The sequence below is a fragment of the Pseudomonas frigoris genome (assembly GCF_047758635.1).
Lineage (GTDB): Bacteria > Pseudomonadota > Gammaproteobacteria > Pseudomonadales > Pseudomonadaceae > Aquipseudomonas > Aquipseudomonas frigoris.
The window spans coordinates 5,828,046-5,843,659 of the sequence record NZ_CP180479.1 but is presented as its reverse complement, the minus strand read 5'-3'; the positions used below and the strand labels follow the sequence as shown (position 1 = coordinate 5,843,659).

Genomic DNA, 15,614 nt, shown 5'->3' with positions numbered 1-15,614 from the left:
GCTGCGATCTTGGCGATGTCAGGCCGGAACCGGTTCCCGGCGGATCACACGCATTCCGGCGTTTTCATACAAACGCTGCGCCCGAAGGTTGTCTTCCAATACCTTCAAATCCACAAAACCTTCGCGCCGTTGCTGAAATATGTTGAAAGCATGTAGCAGCAACGCGCGCCCTAATCCTTGCCCCTGAGCCCGTGGATGCACCACCAGGTTCTTGATATAGGCGCTGGTCCAGCACTGGCACACGCCGACGATACCTTCGGCATCCAGAGCGATAAAGCACAGACTCGGATCATATTCAGGATCGGTTTCAAAACGCTGTTGCCAGACGTCCAGTGCCGGCACGCGACCGCCACCTTGCTGATAACCCAGTTCCATCAAATGATGAACGGCTTCTGCCCGTTCGGGGCGGTATTCGCTGAGGACAATTCCCTGAGGCCAAGTGATCGCAGGCACAACTTCAGCGAGGTTGCGCCGCATCAGAAAGCAGAAGTCCTTGCTCAAGCTTCAATGACCTTGTTCAGCGACAGCCTTGGCCGCTTCGATCAGGCACTTGGTCAGTTCTGGCGAGGAGAACTTGGTCAGCACCGCGTTCGCGCCGGCAAGACGGGCCTTTTCACTGTTCATCGCACTGTCCAAAGAGGTGTGGAGCAGCACATAGAGGTGCGAGAAGTCCGGGGTTTCACGCAAGGTGCGGGTGAAGGCGTAGCCGTCCATCTCCGACATTTCGATGTCCGAGACGATCAGGTTGATCTGCTGGGCCGTGCCTTGCAGGTCCAGCAGGCAGTCGATGGCTTCCTTGGCACTGCGGGCGGTGTGGCATTGCAGGCCGAGGTTGCGCAGCGTGTGCACTGATTGCTGCAACGCCACCTGACTGTCATCGACCACCAGAATCCGCGCGTTGCCGAGTACTTCGGCGTCTTCCATGCTCAGTTCGGTCGGGGCCGTTTCGATTTGTGCCGGGGCGATGCCATGAATCACTTTTTCGATGTCCAGCACCTGTACCAACGTGCCGTCGACCGAGGTCACGCCGGTGATGTACGAACGCACGCCGCCAGAGCCAAAGGGCGGTGGACGAATGTCGGTGGTCAGGCAGTGGACGATCTTGCTCACCGCCTGAACGTGCAAACCCTGCTTGGAGCGGCTGACATCGGTGACGATCAGGCAACCACCGTTCGGGTCTTCCAGCGGCCGTTCACCGATGGCACGGCTGAGGTCGATCACCGACAGCGAGGCACCGCGCAGGGTGGCGATGCCTTTGACGTGGGGATGCGACTCCGGCAGCTTGGTCAGCGGCGGGCAGGGAATGATTTCACTGACTTTCAGCAGGTTGATCGCCATCAGCTTGCCGCTGCGCAAGGTAAACAGCAGAAGCGAAAGTGAATCTGCGCGGGCTTTGTTTGAAGACATAAAAACCTTCTGTGGAAAAAGGTGATGGGCGACCGCGAGGATCGCCAACAGCTATCGATGCCGGGTTATCGACTTGTTGCGGGCAGGCTTTAGGGTTATTCCCCGGTATTGCCGACCAACGCGATCCTGTGTAGCAGCTGCCGAAGGCTGCGTCCGGCTGCGAAGCAGTCGTAAATCCCGATCCCTCGGTGCACCAGATATAGCGCGGTGAATGGTTTGGCGAGGACTTCGTCCTAGGACGCAGCCTTCGGCAGCTGCTACAAGGGATCGCGTTATTTCATTCCCAGGCGTTTGGCCATCCGCCCAAGATTCGCCCGATCCAAGCCTAGCTCACGCGCCGCACTTGCCCAATTGTTATGGTGCCGTTCCAGACAGGCGTTGATCAGTCGACGCTGATAGTCCTCGGTCGCCGCCCGCAAGTCTCCCGAGACCAAAGCAGCAGGGCTGACAGGGACTGGCTCGGTTGCAAGCTCAACGCTGCCATTGGGCAAATCCAGATCCGCCGCGCTCAAGCTGAGAATCTTCGGTCGCTCCTTGCAGTTACCCAACGCCTTCAAGGCACTGCGGCCAATCAAGTGCTCCAGCTCCCGCACATTGCCCGGCCATGCATACGCCAGCAATGCAGCCTGCGCATCGCTGTTCAGGCGCAGGCTGTTGAGGCTCATGCGAGAACGGTTTTGCTCCAGAAAATAGCCGCTGAGCAGCAACACATCCCGCCCACGATCACGCAGTGCTGGCACCAGCAACGGATAAACGCTCAGGCGGTGATAGAAGTCGGCACGGTAGTGGCCGCTGCGCACTTCCTCGGCCAGGTCGCGATTGGTCGCGGCGATCAGACGTACGTCCACCTGATGTTCTTTATCCGAACCCAACCGCTGCAATTGACCGCTTTGCAGGACTCGCAACAATTTGGCCTGGACGGTCAGGGACAGCTCACCGACTTCATCGAGAAACAGCGTGCCGCCATTGGCCAGTTCAAACTTGCCGCGCCGATCGTTCATGGCACCGGTGAAGGCGCCGCGAACATGGCCGAACAATTCGCTCTCCACCAGCGTGTCCGGCAGCGCGGCACAGTTGAGGCTGATGATCGGTTTGTCGGCCCGGGGCGATGCGGCGTGGATGGCTTGGGCGACCAGTTCCTTGCCGACCCCGGTTTCGCCGGTGATCAGCACGGTAAGATCGCTGCCGCCCACCAGATTGATTTCTTCCACCAGCCGTTTGTGGGCCTTGCTCTGGCCAATCATCTCGCGGTTCTGCTGGCCGCTGGCCTGTCGGTAAACCTCGGCACGCTGATGTTCGTCTTCGACACGATTGGCCAGGCGTTCGATGCGCTCGGCGGCGTTGACGGTGGCGGCGGCGAGGCTGGCGAAGGCTTCCAGGGCGTCCAGTTCGATCGGTTCGAAGCGCTCTGGATCGAGCGCGTCGAGGGTCAGCAAACCCCATGGACGCTCGTCGATAAACAGCGGGCAACCCATGCAGTCGTGGACTTCCAGATGATCGTCGAGGCCATCGACCAGACCGTCGTAAGGGTCGGGCAAGTCGCTGTCGGCGGCGAAACGAGTCGGGCCGGGACTGCTGAGCAGCGCTTCGAAACGCGGGTGTTCGCTGACTTTGAAGCGTCGACCGAGGGTGTCGGTGCTCAACCCGTCGACGGCCAGTGGCACCAGCCATTCGCCATCAAGGCGCAGCAGGGCAGCAGCGTCGCACGGGAGCAAGGCGCGCATGGCTTCGAGCAAGCGCCGATAACGCTCGCCTTCGGGGAGTTCGCGGGACAGGTCGGAGACCAGTGGCAGCAGGGTGGTGAGCAAGGCTTTTGCAGTCATAGTGACTCCTTGTAGTCGGTATGACTATAAGTCAGTGTGTGTCGATATGACTATAAAGAATTTAAAGTATTGATTATTAATGGTTTATTTTCTGGCACGGAAACTGATAAGTACAAGGCAGTCAGTTAGCAAATCCAAGTAGATCAGGAGTCGCCTTATGCTTAGCGTTCAAGACCGTGCAATCGTCAAATCCACCGTGCCCTTGCTGGAAAGCGGTGGCGAAGCATTGATCACTCATTTCTACCGCATGATGCTCTCCGAGTACCCGGAAGTCCGCCCGCTATTCAACCAGGCCCACCAGGCCAGCGGTGATCAGCCGCGCGCTTTGGCCAACGGTGTCTTGATGTATGCGCGGCACATCGACCAACTCGACCAGTTGGGCGACCTGGTGGCCAAGATCATCAACAAGCACGTGGCCCTGCAAATCCTCCCGGAACATTACCCGATTGTCGGCGCCTGCCTGCTGCGAGCCATCTCCGAAGTGCTGGGCGATGAGATCGCCACACCTGAAGTGATGGCCGCCTGGGGGGCTGCTTACGGTCAATTGGCCGACATCCTGATCGGTGCCGAAACCAGCATCTACGACCAGAAGGAACAGGCACCGGGCGGCTGGCGCGGGGCGCGGGAATTCATCGTGGTGGCCAAGGTCGAGGAAAGCGCGGAAATCATCTCGTTCTACTTCGAACCGGCGGACAAAGGCCCGATTCTGGCGGCAGAACCCGGCCAGTACATCGGCATGAAACTGATCCTCGATGGCGAAGAGATTCGTCGTAACTATTCGCTGTCGGCCCTGGCCAACAAGGGTCAATACCGGATCAGCGTCAAACGTGAAACCGGTGGCCGCGCCTCTAACCATCTTCACGATCAATTGCATGTGGGCTCCAGCATCCAGCTGTTCCCGCCATCGGGTGAATTCACCCTGACCGACAGCGACAAACCGTTAGTGCTGATCAGCGGCGGCGTCGGCATCACTCCGACGCTGGCGATGCTCGAAGCGGCGCTGGCGACCGAACGGCCGGTGCACTTTATCCACTGCGCGCGTAACGGTAGCGTTCATGCTTTCCGCGACTGGATCGATGGCTTGGCCGAGCGTCATCCGCAGCTCAAACGCTTCTATTGCTACGACGAAGATGATGGCGTGAGCCCGGCGGCGCACCAGGTTGGCCTGTTGAGCCAGGAGCAACTGGGCGAGTGGTTGCCGCAGCAGCGTGACCTGGACGCTTACTTCCTCGGACCTAAGGGCTTCATGGCGGCGGTCAAGCGCCACCTCAAAGCCTTGGGTGTACCGGAGAAGCAAAGCCGTTACGAATTCTTCGGGCCGGCTTCGGCATTGGAATAGTACGCAAAACCTGTAGGAGCCAGGCTTGCCGGCGTAAGGCGATCTTGAATACGCCTTCGCCGGCAAGCCTGGCTCCTACAAATACGTATCAGCCCTTCAATTCCTTCAAATGTTTGTACACCGTTGCCCGCCCCATGTTCAGCACGTTCGCCACATAGTTGGAGGCGCTTTTGCCTTTGAAGGCGCCCTCGGCGTGCAGTGCCAGCACCAGTTCGCGTTTATGGTCACGGGTCAGCAGGTTCAGGCTCAGCTGACGTTCGCGCAGCCAGGCGTGGAGGAAGGTGTTGATGCGCTCCTGCCAGTCATCGCGAAACAGCGAGTCCGGTTGCGGAATCAACTTGCTCGGCGACAGGAACAGGTCCAGCGCGGCTTTGGCATTTTCGAACAACGAAATATTCAAATTAATGCACAGCACCGCCAGCGGATGACCTTCGCTGTCGCGCAGCACGCTGCTCAGGCTGCGAATCTTCTGGCCATCCCAGTTGAGCTTTTCGTACGGCCCGATGTTTCGTTCGCTGATATCGTCGCTGAGCATGTCCTCCAGCGCCGAGTCGTCACCGATTTCCCGTTTGGACAGGTTGTTGGCGATGTAGTCGACCTTCTGTGTGCGTAGATCGTGCAGCACCACCTCGGCGTGAGGAAAGAACAACGTGGCGATGGCATCGGCGATCGCGCGGAAATTGTCCAGCGGCGAGCTCTTCAATGCAGAGTCATCACCGGCCGGTTCTTGTTCTTGGGCGTTCATAAAGTGGAGCTCCAGACAGCATCAGCGCCCCGTCAAAAAAGGGCGCTGGAAGTTTGCCGCAATCGTGTCGACACGTCACCTGCGTCCAAAGGTCAGCCCAGTCGCGAAGGGGAGAGCATTTGGGTGTTCAGACCGAAGCGAGTCAGTTGCTCGGGCAAGGCTTCACCGCGCACCAGTGCGGCGCTGGCCTGGCCCATGGCCGGCGAGGTCTGGATGCCATAACCGCCTTGTGCCGCTACCCAGAATAACCCCGGCACCTGCGGATCAAAACCGGACAGCAAATCACCGTCGCTCACGAAACTGCGCAAGCCGGCCCAGGTGCGGGTCGGACGGCGGATGGTCAGGGTGGTGGCTTCTTCGATCTGGTAGATGCCCATCGCAATGTCCAACTCTTCGGGCTGAACGTCGTGCGGTTCCACCGGGTCGGCGTTGGCTGGCGAGCCGAGGAACATTCCGGCGTCGGGCTTCATGTAGAAGGATTCGTCGAGGCTGACCAGCATTGGCCAATGGTGGATGTCCACGCCCTCGGGACCGGCGAAGATGAACGCCGCGCGGCGCTTGGGTTGCAGGCCCAGTGGTCTGGCACCGGCCAGCTCGCCGATTTTGTCGGCCCAGGCGCCTGCCGCGTTGATGATGATCGGGGCGCTGAAGGTTTGACCGTTGGTTTGCACGTGCCACACACCTTCGGCGTCACGGGTCAGGCTCAGGACTTCGCTGTCGGTATGAACTTCGCCCTTGTTGCGTCGGATACCGCGCAGGTAGCCCTGATGCAAGGCATCGGTGTCGATGTCGCTGGCGGTCGGGTCGTAAATCGCACCATGGACTTTTTCCCGGCGCAGGATCGGCAGGCGCACACAGGCCTCGTCGGCGCTGAGTCGCTGCATCTCCGGCACCGTGGCTTTGGCGCTCAGGTATTGATTGTTCAGCTCGTCCGGGTCGCCGGTGAAGTCCACGGTCATCTCGCCACGCGGGGTCAGCAGCGGGTGTTCGCAGAAACCAGGCGGCGGTGCGTCGAAGAAGTCGCGACTGGCTTGGGTCAGCGCCCGAACCTGCGGTGTGCCGTAAGCGGCGGTGAATAATGCGGCTGAACGTCCGGTGGAGTGGTAAGCCGGATGGGATTCGCGTTCGAGCACGATCACTCGGGCGTGCTGCGACAACCAGAAACCGGTGGAAGCGCCGGCAATCCCGCCGCCGATGATGATGAAATCTGCCTGGCTCATGAACGTCTCCTGATGGGCGCAAAGGCCAAATTTGTAGTGATCCTTTGTAGGAGCTGACGAGTGGAACGAGGCTGCGATCTTTTGACTTTGCTTTTAAAGGCAAGATCAAAGGATCGCAGCCTCGTTCCACTCGTCAGCTCCTACAGGGATCGTGGTGTTAGTGCTGTAGGCGGTAAAGGGCATTGGCCAGTGCGATGTCTTCCAGGCCCAGGCCAATGGAGCGGAAGAACACATGGCGGTCGTAGTCGGGGCGCTGGACTTTTTCGCTGAGCAGGTCAGGCAGGTCGCCGATGATCGCGCCCTTATCCCAACCATGCTGTTCACCGGCAATCAGCATCTCGCCGGCCGAGCCCGGGGTGGTCAGACGATAGTCGCAGAACACTTGCATGTCATTGAGGCTCTGCGGCGGCACTTCGTGGGCACGCGGTGCGTTGGTGCTGATGGAGGTGATCAGTGCCGGTTTGCTCAAGCTTGACGGGTCGATCACCGGGGCTGCGGATGAGGTGCAGAGCATGATCACGTCGGCGTCTTGAACCGCTGCTTCACGACTGTCGACAATGGTCAGGCGTGGATCGAGACTTTGGAGCTGTGCCAATACTTCGGGATTCTTGTCGCTCAGACTCGGCGAGTAGAGGCTGATGCTCTGCCAGTCGCGCAGGCCTTTGACGTAGTGCAAGTGCGCCTGGGCGACCTTGCCGCTGCCGATGATCGCCAGGCGTCGAGCCTTCAGCGGGGCGAGGGCGTCGACCGCCACTGCGGTTGTTGCGGCGGTGCGTGCCGTGGTCAGTTCACCGGCATCGCAGAGCAGCAACGGCTGGCCGGTCTGCATCGACATCAGCAGCGTCCAGGCAGTCACCAGCGGGCCTTGTTCTCGAACGATGTACGGCGAGGTCTTGACCCCGTACACGCCGTCTTCGGCCAGTACGCCCAGGTAGTTGATGAAGTCGCCAGCACCCTGTGGGAACTCCACCAGTTGCTGCGCCGGTTGCACGGCTCGCCCGGCGGCCAGGTCGCGGAACAGTTTGCGCAGGATCTGCGGTACGTCGACCTGCGCCAGCAGCTCACGGGCCTGAGGTTGGGTAATCACATAAGGCGTACTGGTCATGGTCGGCTCCGGGAGCTGGAAGTAAACTAATTTGTCCATTATGGACTTTTAGTTGTCTTGATCAATGTCCGGACGAAAAAAAAGCGCAGTCCGTTTCCGGCTGCGCCTCTTTTAGTGCGACCCGCGTTACGGGCGCTTGCGCTCAACCGCCCGCAGCAGATGCGTCGGTGGCGTTTCACAGCTGATCTTGCGACCCAGCAGCGCCTCGATGGACGGTAGCTGGTAGGAGTCGTCTTCACCGGCAAAACTGATGGACACGCCATCGGCGCCGGCACGACCGGTGCGGCCGATACGGTGCACGTAATCGTCCGGGACTTCCGGCAGGGTGAAGTTGATCACGTGGCTGATGCCGTCGATGTGAATGCCGCGACCGGCCACATCGGTGGCGACCAGGACGCGGATCTTGCCTTCGCGGAAACCTTCCAGGGTCTTGATGCGCTTGTGCTGCGGCACGTCGCCGGACAGTTGCGCGGCGTTGACGCCATCACGCACCAGGCGTTCTTCGATGCGCCGCACTTCATCCTTGCGGTTGGCGAACACCATCACCCGTTCCCAACCGTTGTCGTTGACCAGGTTGTAGAGCAGTTTGTATTTGTCGGCACCGGCGACGGCGTAGATGTGTTGCTCGACGTTTTCGCTGGCCACGTTCTGCGACTCGATCTCGACGATCGACGGGTCGGTGGTCCATTGCTTGGCCAGGTTCATCACGTCTTCGGTGAAGGTCGCGGAGAACAGCAGCGTCTGACGCTCGTTTTTCGGCGGGGTCTGGCGAATGATCTGACGCACTTGTGGGATGAAACCCATGTCGAGCATTCGGTCGGCTTCGTCCAGGACCATGACTTCGACCATGTCCAGGTGCACGTCGCCGCGCTGGTTGAAGTCCAGCAGACGACCCGGCGTGGCCACGAGGATGTCGCAATGACGGGCTTCGAGGTTTTTGAGCTGCTTGTCGAAGTCCATGCCGCCGACAAACGTCATGACGTTGAGGCCGGTGTATTTGGTCAGGTCGGCTGCGTCCTTGGCGATCTGCACCACCAGTTCACGGGTCGGTGCAATGATCAGCGCCCGTGGCTCGCCCATGTAACGCTCTTTCGGCGGCGGGGTTTCCAGCAACTGAGTGATGATCGAAATCAGGAACGCTGCGGTTTTGCCGGTGCCGGTCTGGGCGCGGCCAATGGCATCTTTGCCGGCCAGGGTGAAGCCGAGGACTTGTGCCTGGATCGGCGTGCAATACGGGAAGCCCAGGTCCTGGATGGCGTGCATCAGTTCGGGGGCGAGTTTGAAATCGTGGAAACGGGTTTTGCCTTCCTGGGGTTCGACGGCGAAGTCTTCGAGTTTCCAGGGGATAACCGGTGCTTTTGGCTTGGGTTCGCGACGCGGTCTGGCAGGTTTCGCAGCTTCGCTGCTCGGTTCTTCAGAGGCCTGAGCCTCAACGGGTTGGACGGCCGGTGTGGTCATCGGCTCGTACTTCGGTACCGCTACGGTTGCGGTCCGGCCAGACTGATTACCGTCGGTGCGGTGGCTGGGATGGTGAGACGGAGCGCTGGAGACTGGCGCGAGCTGCTCAGTCTCGCTTTTACCGAACATTTTCTTGAGTGCTTTGAGCACGGTCATCTCATCAATTGGTTAAGGAATATACGCCGGCCAGTGTAATGCAAGAATCGGGCGCGGCGTAGTGGGATGGATCAATGGGCTGCTTTTCACATAAACAGTTAACGCAAGCGCTCGGCGAGCCAGACACCAATGTCGCGAATTTCCTCGGGTAACACTTCGTGGCCCATTGGGTATTCCTGCCATGTGACGGTGACACCATGCTGCTTTAAATACTCGTAGGCGGTTCGGCCCATGGAGTTTTGAACGACGTCATCGTACTGGCCGTGTAAAGACAGAACGGGAATGCGCTGCTGGCTGGCGGAAAGCTCCAGTTCATCGCTGAAGGTCGGTGCATAGGTCGAGAGGGCAAGTACGCCACCCAGTGGTCCCTGCCATTTCAGAAACGCGGCGTGTAACGCCACCGCGCCACCTTGGGAAAAACCTGCCAGAAATATCCGCGAGGCGTCTATTCCGCTGGCGCGCTGCACGTCGATCAATTTAACGATCCTGTCTGCCGACTCTTCCAGCTGCTCGCGGTTGATCGCGCGCGCGGGGCTCATGGCCAATATGTCGTACCAACTTGGCATCTCGTAACCACCATTGATGGTGACGGCGCAGGTTGGTGCCTGGGGCAGAACGAAGCGGGTGGTCAGCAGGCTTTCCTGCAGTGCTTCGGCCACCGGCAGGAAGTCGTAGCGATCGGCGCCCAGGCCGTGCAGCCAGATAACGCAGGCGTCTGCAGGCTTGACGGGCTGAAGAATCAAGGGCTCGGTCATGGTTGCTCCAATGTTGTGCAGGCGCTCTCATTGAGTGCGAGGTCTGAGGGCGTGCCTGGTTGATCAGTTAAGAAGATGTCGCAAGGCTACAAGTTTTGCTATTGACCTGTAGCGCAATCGCTTCAGCGAGCGGTCTGGTACGGGCTTTGCTATGGGAAAACGGTGCAACCCATCTCGCGCCTTGCGGTAACACTATCAGTGTACTGCTGGCGATGGGATAGCAAAGAATCCGGTGATGGATGTTCGCCAGTGGCCGCTACGGGCTTCGCGAACGTGAAAGGGCTACAGCCCGTTCGGCCGATTGGTGAGAAGTGAGTTGTCCATGATGTGGATTTTCTCCTACTAGACTCATAGCGCAGGTCTTACGTCGGTTGACCCCAAAAAAAGCCAACACGGGTCAACAACGCCTCATAAGGGTGCGACTGGACTCAGCTCCGACACAACAAGAGCAAAACTGGAGGTTTGAATGAAGATGTTGAAATCCACCCTGGCTATCGTGACTGCAGCCGCAGTACTCGGTGTCAGTGGGTTCGCTCAGGCGGGTGCAACCCTGGATGCAGTGCAGAAGAAAGGTTTCGTACAGTGCGGCGTAAGTGACGGTCTGCCGGGCTTCTCGGTTCCGGACTCGACTGGCAAGATCATCGGCATCGATGCTGACGTCTGCCGCGCTGTAGCCGCTGCCGTTTTCGGCGATGCGAGCAAGGTCAAATTCAGTCAGTTGAACGCCAAAGAGCGTTTCACCGCGCTGCAGTCCGGCGAAATCGACGTGCTGTCGCGTAACACCACCTGGACCAGCTCCCGCGATTCGGGCATGGGCCTGGTGTTTGCTGGCGTGACGTACTACGACGGCATCGGCTTCCTGGTGAACAACAAGCTGGGCGTGAAGAGCGCGAAAGAACTCGACGGCGCCACCATCTGCATTCAAGCCGGTACCACGACCGAGCTGAACGTTTCCGACTACTTCCGTGGCAACGGTCTGAAATACACCCCGATCACCTTCGACACCTCCGATGAAAGCGCCAAGTCGCTGGAATCCGGTCGTTGCGACGTGCTGACCTCCGACAAATCCCAGCTCTACGCACAGCGCAGCAAGCTGGCGACCCCGACCGACTACGTCGTTCTGCCGGAAACCATCTCCAAGGAGCCTCTGGGCCCGGTCGTGCGTAAAGGCGACGAAGAATGGTTCAGCATCGTCAAGTGGACCCTGTTCGCGATGCTCAACGCTGAAGAAATGGGTATCACCCAGAAAAACGTTGAAGCTGAAGCCAAAGCCACCAAGAACCCGGACGTTGCTCGTCTGCTGGGCGCTGACGGTGAATACGGCAAAGACCTGAAAGTGAAGAAAGACTGGGTCGTGCAGATCGTCAAGCAAGTGGGTAACTACGGTGAAGTGTTCGAGAAAAACCTCGGCAAGGGCACTCCACTGGCCATCGACCGCGGGCTGAACGCTCTGTGGAACAACGGCGGCATTCAATACGCACCACCAGTGCGCTGATGGTTCTATCACCCGGTGGGCCAACCGCCGGGTGATGTTCTGTTCCATTATTTGCGGGGCACTTCATGCAAAATTCAATCGGCGCACCAAAGCAGAGGCTCAGCCTCAGCGATCCAAAAGTGCGTGCGTGGCTATTTCAGATCATCACCATTGTGGCGGTGGTCTCGATGGGCTGGTATCTGTTCGACAACACACAGACCAACCTTCAACACCGGGGCATTACCTCCGGCTTCAGCTTTCTGGAGCGCAGTGCCGGTTTCGGCATCGCTCAACACCTGATCGACTACACCGAATCGGACACGTATGCCCGGGTGTTTGTCATCGGCCTGCTCAACACGCTGCTGGTGACCTTCATCGGCGTGATCCTGGCGACGATCCTCGGGTTCATCGTTGGTGTGTCACGGCTGTCGAAGAACTGGATCATCAGCAAGCTGGCGACTGTTTATGTGGAAGTCTTCCGCAACATTCCGCCGCTGCTGCAAATCCTGTTCTGGTACTTCGCGGTGTTCCTGACCATGCCGGGGCCACGCAACAGCCATAACTTCGGCGACACTTTCTTCGTCAGCAGCCGTGGCCTGAACATGCCGGCCGCGTTGACGGCGGACGGTTTCTGGCCGTTTGTGGTCAGCGTCGTCGTGGCCATCGTCGCCATCGTGCTGATGAGCCGCTGGGCCACCAAACGCTTCGAAGCGACCGGCGTACCGTTCCACAAGTTCTGGGTGGGCCTGGCGCTGTTCCTGGTGATCCCTGCGCTGTGCGCCTTGATCTTCGGCGCGCCGCTGCACTGGGAAATGCCGAAGCTGCAAGGCTTCAACTTCGTCGGTGGCTGGGTGCTGATCCCGGAACTGCTGGCGCTGACCCTGGCCCTGACGGTGTACACCGCGGCGTTTATCGCCGAGATCGTGCGTTCGGGCATCAAGTCGGTCAGCCACGGCCAGACCGAAGCGGCGCACTCGTTGGGATTGCGCAACGGTCCGACGCTGCGCAAGGTGATCATCCCGCAAGCCCTGCGCGTGATCATTCCACCGCTGACCAGCCAATACCTGAACCTGGCGAAGAACTCCTCGCTGGCGGCCGGTATCGGTTATCCGGAAATGGTCTCGTTGTTTGCCGGTACGGTGCTGAACCAGACCGGGCAGGCGATCGAGGTGATTGCCATCACCATGAGCGTGTACCTGGCGATCAGTATCAGCATTTCCCTGCTGATGAACTGGTACAACAAGCGCATTGCGCTGATCGAGCGGTAAGGAAAAGCGCATGACGACTCATACTTTCAAACCTGACATGCCACCCCCGAGCCGCAGCATCGGTGTCGTGGCGTGGATGCGCGCGAACATGTTCTCCAGCTGGCTCAACACCCTGCTGACCCTGTTCGCGTTCTACCTGATCTACCTGGTGGTGCCGCCGATCCTGCATTGGGCGATCCTCGATGCCAACTGGGTCGGCACCACGCGCGCCGACTGCACGAAGGAGGGCGCCTGCTGGGTGTTCATTCAACAGCGCTTCGGCCAGTTCATGTACGGCTACTACCCGACAGACCTGCGCTGGCGCGTGGACCTGACCGTGTGGCTGGCGGTCATCGGCGTGGCACCGTTGTTTATCTCGCGCTTTCACCGTAAAGCGGTGTATGGCCTGAGCTTCCTCTTCCTGTACCCGATCATTGCCTACTTCCTGTTGCATGGTGGTCTCTTCGGTCTGAGCACCGTGGCGACCAGCCAGTGGGGCGGGCTGATGCTGACTCTGGTGATCGCCACCGTCGGTATTGCCGGTGCGTTGCCGCTGGGTATCGTCCTGGCGCTGGGCCGTCGTTCGAACATGCCGGCGATTCGGGTGGTCTGTGTGACCTTCATCGAATTCTGGCGCGGCGTGCCGCTGATCACGGTGCTGTTCATGTCCTCGGTGATGCTGCCGTTGTTCCTGCCTGAAGGCATGAACTTCGACAAACTGCTGCGGGCACTGATCGGCGTGATCCTGTTCCAGTCGGCCTACGTCGCCGAAGTGGTGCGTGGCGGTCTGCAAGCGATTCCCAAAGGTCAGTACGAAGCGGCTGCAGCGATGGGCCTCGGTTACTGGCGCAGCATGGGCCTGGTAATTCTGCCGCAAGCCCTGAAGCTGGTGATCCCCGGTATCGTCAACACCTTCATTGCGCTGTTCAAGGACACGAGTCTGGTGATCATCATCGGCCTGTTCGACTTGCTCAACAGCGTCAAACAAGCCGCCGCCGACCCGAAATGGTTGGGCATGGCCACCGAAGGCTATGTGTTCGCGGCCCTGGTGTTCTGGATTTTCTGTTTTGGTATGTCCCGCTACTCCATGCATTTGGAACGTAAGCTGGACACTGGCCACAAGCGTTAGGAGCGTAGTTTATGAGTGAAGCGATCAAACAGCCTGTGAGCCCTGAAGGCATTATTCAGATGCAGGGCGTGAACAAGTGGTACGGCCAGTTCCACGTGTTGAAAGACATCAACCTGAACGTTAAACAGGGCGAGCGTATCGTCTTGTGCGGCCCGTCGGGTTCCGGCAAATCCACCACCATTCGTTGCCTCAATCGTCTGGAAGAGCACCAGCAAGGTCGCATCGTGGTCGATGGCGTGGAGCTGACCAACGACCTCAAGCAGATCGAATCGGTTCGCCGTGAAGTCGGCATGGTGTTCCAGCACTTCAATCTGTTTCCGCACCTGACCATCCTGCAGAACTGCACCCTGGCGCCGATGTGGGTACGCAAGATGCCCAAGCGCCAGGCCGAAGAAATCGCCATGCATTACCTTGAGCGCGTACGCATTCCGGAGCAGGCGCATAAATTCCCGGGGCAACTGTCTGGCGGTCAGCAACAGCGTGTGGCGATTGCCCGCGCCCTGTGCATGAAACCGAAAATCATGCTGTTCGACGAACCGACCTCGGCACTCGACCCGGAGATGGTGAAAGAGGTGCTCGACACCATGATCGGCCTCGCCGAAGACGGCATGACCATGCTCTGCGTGACCCACGAAATGGGCTTCGCCCGCACCGTGGCCAACCGCGTGATCTTCATGGACAAGGGCGAAATCGTCGAGCAGGCGGCGCCAAACGACTTCTTCGATAACCCGCAGAATGAACGTACCAAACTGTTCTTGAGCCAGATCCTGCATTGATCCTGCGCAGGTGTTGAAATGAACCCGGACTTGATCCGGGTTTATTTTGTCTGGGGTTTGAGGTCAGGAGGTGAGTGCCGCTTCCAGTTCCGGATGGCGGGCGGCCAATAGTTGTTTGAGGGCGGCACCTTCGTTCAATACCTGAATTTCCGCCAGTAAATAGGGATGACGATCCAACAGCTGCATCAGTGTGAGTAACGGTTTGGGCGCAGGCAGCTCTCCACGCTCATACCGCGAAAAGGCATTGTTCCCACCGCCGGACAGCAACTTCACTGCGTTTTTTTGCGTGAGGTGGAGTTTGCGGCGGATACGCTTGATCTCCGAGCCGATCAGTTGCAGGCAGTCCTGAAGCAATTGATCGCTGGCATCTGCATAACGCTCGGCGCTGTCGGTGTCATGATCGAATTCGATTTCACCGCAAACTCTGCATTCCCAACCCGCAAGCTCGTCAACAAGTCGCGACATCTGTTTGTAATTGACTGAGAGTGTGCGGCCTTCGAAGTGCCCCATCCCATCGTGTGTGCCACAGTTGACGCATTGCTGCGTTCTCATAGGTCTTTCTCCTTGAAGGAGACTACTGGATGTCAACCGCCGGGGCGGTAAGACACTTTTATGTAAATCTCCAATCCGTGAAATGTTGTGTGATAAACGTCCTGCCAAACCCGGTGGTCGACATAGGTGGTGATGGATTTGAAAAGCATTCGGCGTTCCAGTGCACAGATCACCTCGATCATTTGCCGGACGTTGAAACCCATGTAGCTGCCCGATTCCACAGCCCGTCGGGTGAATGCCTTTCTACCCAGCCTGACCACCTCAGCCTTGATCACCGCCAAGTCGTAATGGGGTGTGCTCTTTTCCATAAGAAACCAAAACCCTGCCCCTGAAATTACCCTTAAAGGGTAATTTTAACTAATCGAAAATCCCGCTTCATTCCCTCTCTCTGACCGTAGGCGGTTGCCGTCCTACTTGAAGCTGACTAA

15 protein-coding genes are annotated in these 15,614 nt (G+C 58.8%); 5 read left to right on the top strand and 10 right to left on the bottom strand.

What is annotated here, in order from left to right:
- Positions 1-18: 18 nt before the first annotated feature.
- The 3 genes from ACMXYH_RS26900 to norR all read right to left on the bottom strand — a co-directional run bounded on the left by ACMXYH_RS26900 (position 19) and on the right by norR (position 3,230).
- On the bottom strand, positions 19-477 hold the full coding sequence (locus ACMXYH_RS26900; protein WP_134419038.1) for a GNAT family N-acetyltransferase: 459 nt from the start codon (positions 475-477) through the stop codon (positions 19-21).
- Positions 478-504: 27 nt separating this feature from the next.
- Positions 505-1,407 (bottom strand): chemotaxis protein CheV, encoded by a 903-nt coding sequence (locus ACMXYH_RS26895; protein WP_008147551.1) that lies wholly within the window; start codon positions 1,405-1,407, stop codon positions 505-507.
- A 272-nt stretch (positions 1,408-1,679) separates the two neighbouring features.
- Positions 1,680-3,230, bottom strand: coding sequence for a nitric oxide reductase transcriptional regulator NorR (norR, locus tag ACMXYH_RS26890; RefSeq protein ID WP_415765485.1), 1,551 nt, complete (start codon positions 3,228-3,230; stop codon positions 1,680-1,682).
- A 157-nt stretch (positions 3,231-3,387) separates the two neighbouring features.
- On the opposite strand from norR, the gene hmpA reads away from it, so the two are divergent.
- The gene (gene hmpA / locus ACMXYH_RS26885) at positions 3,388-4,569 is read left to right on the top strand and encodes an NO-inducible flavohemoprotein (RefSeq protein ID WP_129441405.1); all 1,182 of its coding nucleotides are present in this window, start codon (positions 3,388-3,390) and stop codon (positions 4,567-4,569) included.
- A gap of 88 nt (positions 4,570-4,657) precedes the next feature.
- On the opposite strand, the gene ACMXYH_RS26880 is transcribed toward hmpA, so the two are convergent.
- From ACMXYH_RS26880 to ACMXYH_RS26860, 5 genes are all read right to left on the bottom strand, one after another.
- Complete coding sequence (locus ACMXYH_RS26880) at positions 4,658-5,314, bottom strand: helix-turn-helix transcriptional regulator (protein WP_129441407.1); 657 nt, start codon at positions 5,312-5,314, stop codon at positions 4,658-4,660.
- A gap of 92 nt (positions 5,315-5,406) precedes the next feature.
- Positions 5,407-6,534: an NAD(P)/FAD-dependent oxidoreductase gene (locus ACMXYH_RS26875; RefSeq protein WP_415765484.1), complete on the bottom strand. Its 1,128-nt coding sequence runs from the start codon at positions 6,532-6,534 to the stop codon at positions 5,407-5,409.
- Positions 6,535-6,691: 157 nt separating this feature from the next.
- Positions 6,692-7,639, bottom strand: coding sequence for an ornithine cyclodeaminase family protein (locus ACMXYH_RS26870; RefSeq protein WP_415767755.1), 948 nt, complete (start codon positions 7,637-7,639; stop codon positions 6,692-6,694).
- A 126-nt stretch (positions 7,640-7,765) separates the two neighbouring features.
- A complete protein-coding gene (gene rhlB, locus ACMXYH_RS26865; RefSeq protein WP_415765483.1) occupies positions 7,766-9,253 on the bottom strand; it encodes an ATP-dependent RNA helicase RhlB in 1,488 nt (495 codons plus the stop codon).
- 98 nt (positions 9,254-9,351) lie between these two features.
- Positions 9,352-10,008, bottom strand: coding sequence for an alpha/beta hydrolase (locus ACMXYH_RS26860; RefSeq protein WP_129441415.1), 657 nt, complete (start codon positions 10,006-10,008; stop codon positions 9,352-9,354).
- A gap of 466 nt (positions 10,009-10,474) precedes the next feature.
- Between ACMXYH_RS26860 and ACMXYH_RS26855 the strand changes: the two genes are divergently transcribed.
- The 4 genes from ACMXYH_RS26855 (at position 10,475) to ACMXYH_RS26840 (ending at position 14,634) form a co-directional block, all read left to right on the top strand.
- Complete coding sequence (locus ACMXYH_RS26855) at positions 10,475-11,503, top strand: amino acid ABC transporter substrate-binding protein (protein ID WP_415765482.1); 1,029 nt, start codon at positions 10,475-10,477, stop codon at positions 11,501-11,503.
- Between the two features lie 65 nt (positions 11,504-11,568).
- Positions 11,569-12,750 (top strand): amino acid ABC transporter permease, encoded by a 1,182-nt coding sequence (locus ACMXYH_RS26850; RefSeq protein ID WP_149628835.1) that lies wholly within the window; start codon positions 11,569-11,571, stop codon positions 12,748-12,750.
- 10 nt (positions 12,751-12,760) lie between these two features.
- The gene (locus ACMXYH_RS26845; RefSeq protein ID WP_046048227.1) at positions 12,761-13,858 is read left to right on the top strand and encodes an amino acid ABC transporter permease; all 1,098 of its coding nucleotides are present in this window, start codon (positions 12,761-12,763) and stop codon (positions 13,856-13,858) included.
- An 11-nt stretch (positions 13,859-13,869) separates the two neighbouring features.
- Complete coding sequence (locus ACMXYH_RS26840; RefSeq protein ID WP_129441418.1) at positions 13,870-14,634, top strand: amino acid ABC transporter ATP-binding protein; 765 nt, start codon at positions 13,870-13,872, stop codon at positions 14,632-14,634.
- Positions 14,635-14,697: 63 nt separating this feature from the next.
- On the opposite strand, the gene ACMXYH_RS26835 is transcribed toward ACMXYH_RS26840, so the two are convergent.
- Positions 14,698-15,186: a type II toxin-antitoxin system MqsA family antitoxin gene (locus ACMXYH_RS26835; protein WP_403144776.1), complete on the bottom strand. Its 489-nt coding sequence runs from the start codon at positions 15,184-15,186 to the stop codon at positions 14,698-14,700.
- 32 nt (positions 15,187-15,218) lie between these two features.
- Positions 15,219-15,494: a type II toxin-antitoxin system MqsR family toxin gene (locus ACMXYH_RS26830; protein ID WP_129441422.1), complete on the bottom strand. Its 276-nt coding sequence runs from the start codon at positions 15,492-15,494 to the stop codon at positions 15,219-15,221.
- Positions 15,495-15,614 lie beyond the last annotated feature (120 nt).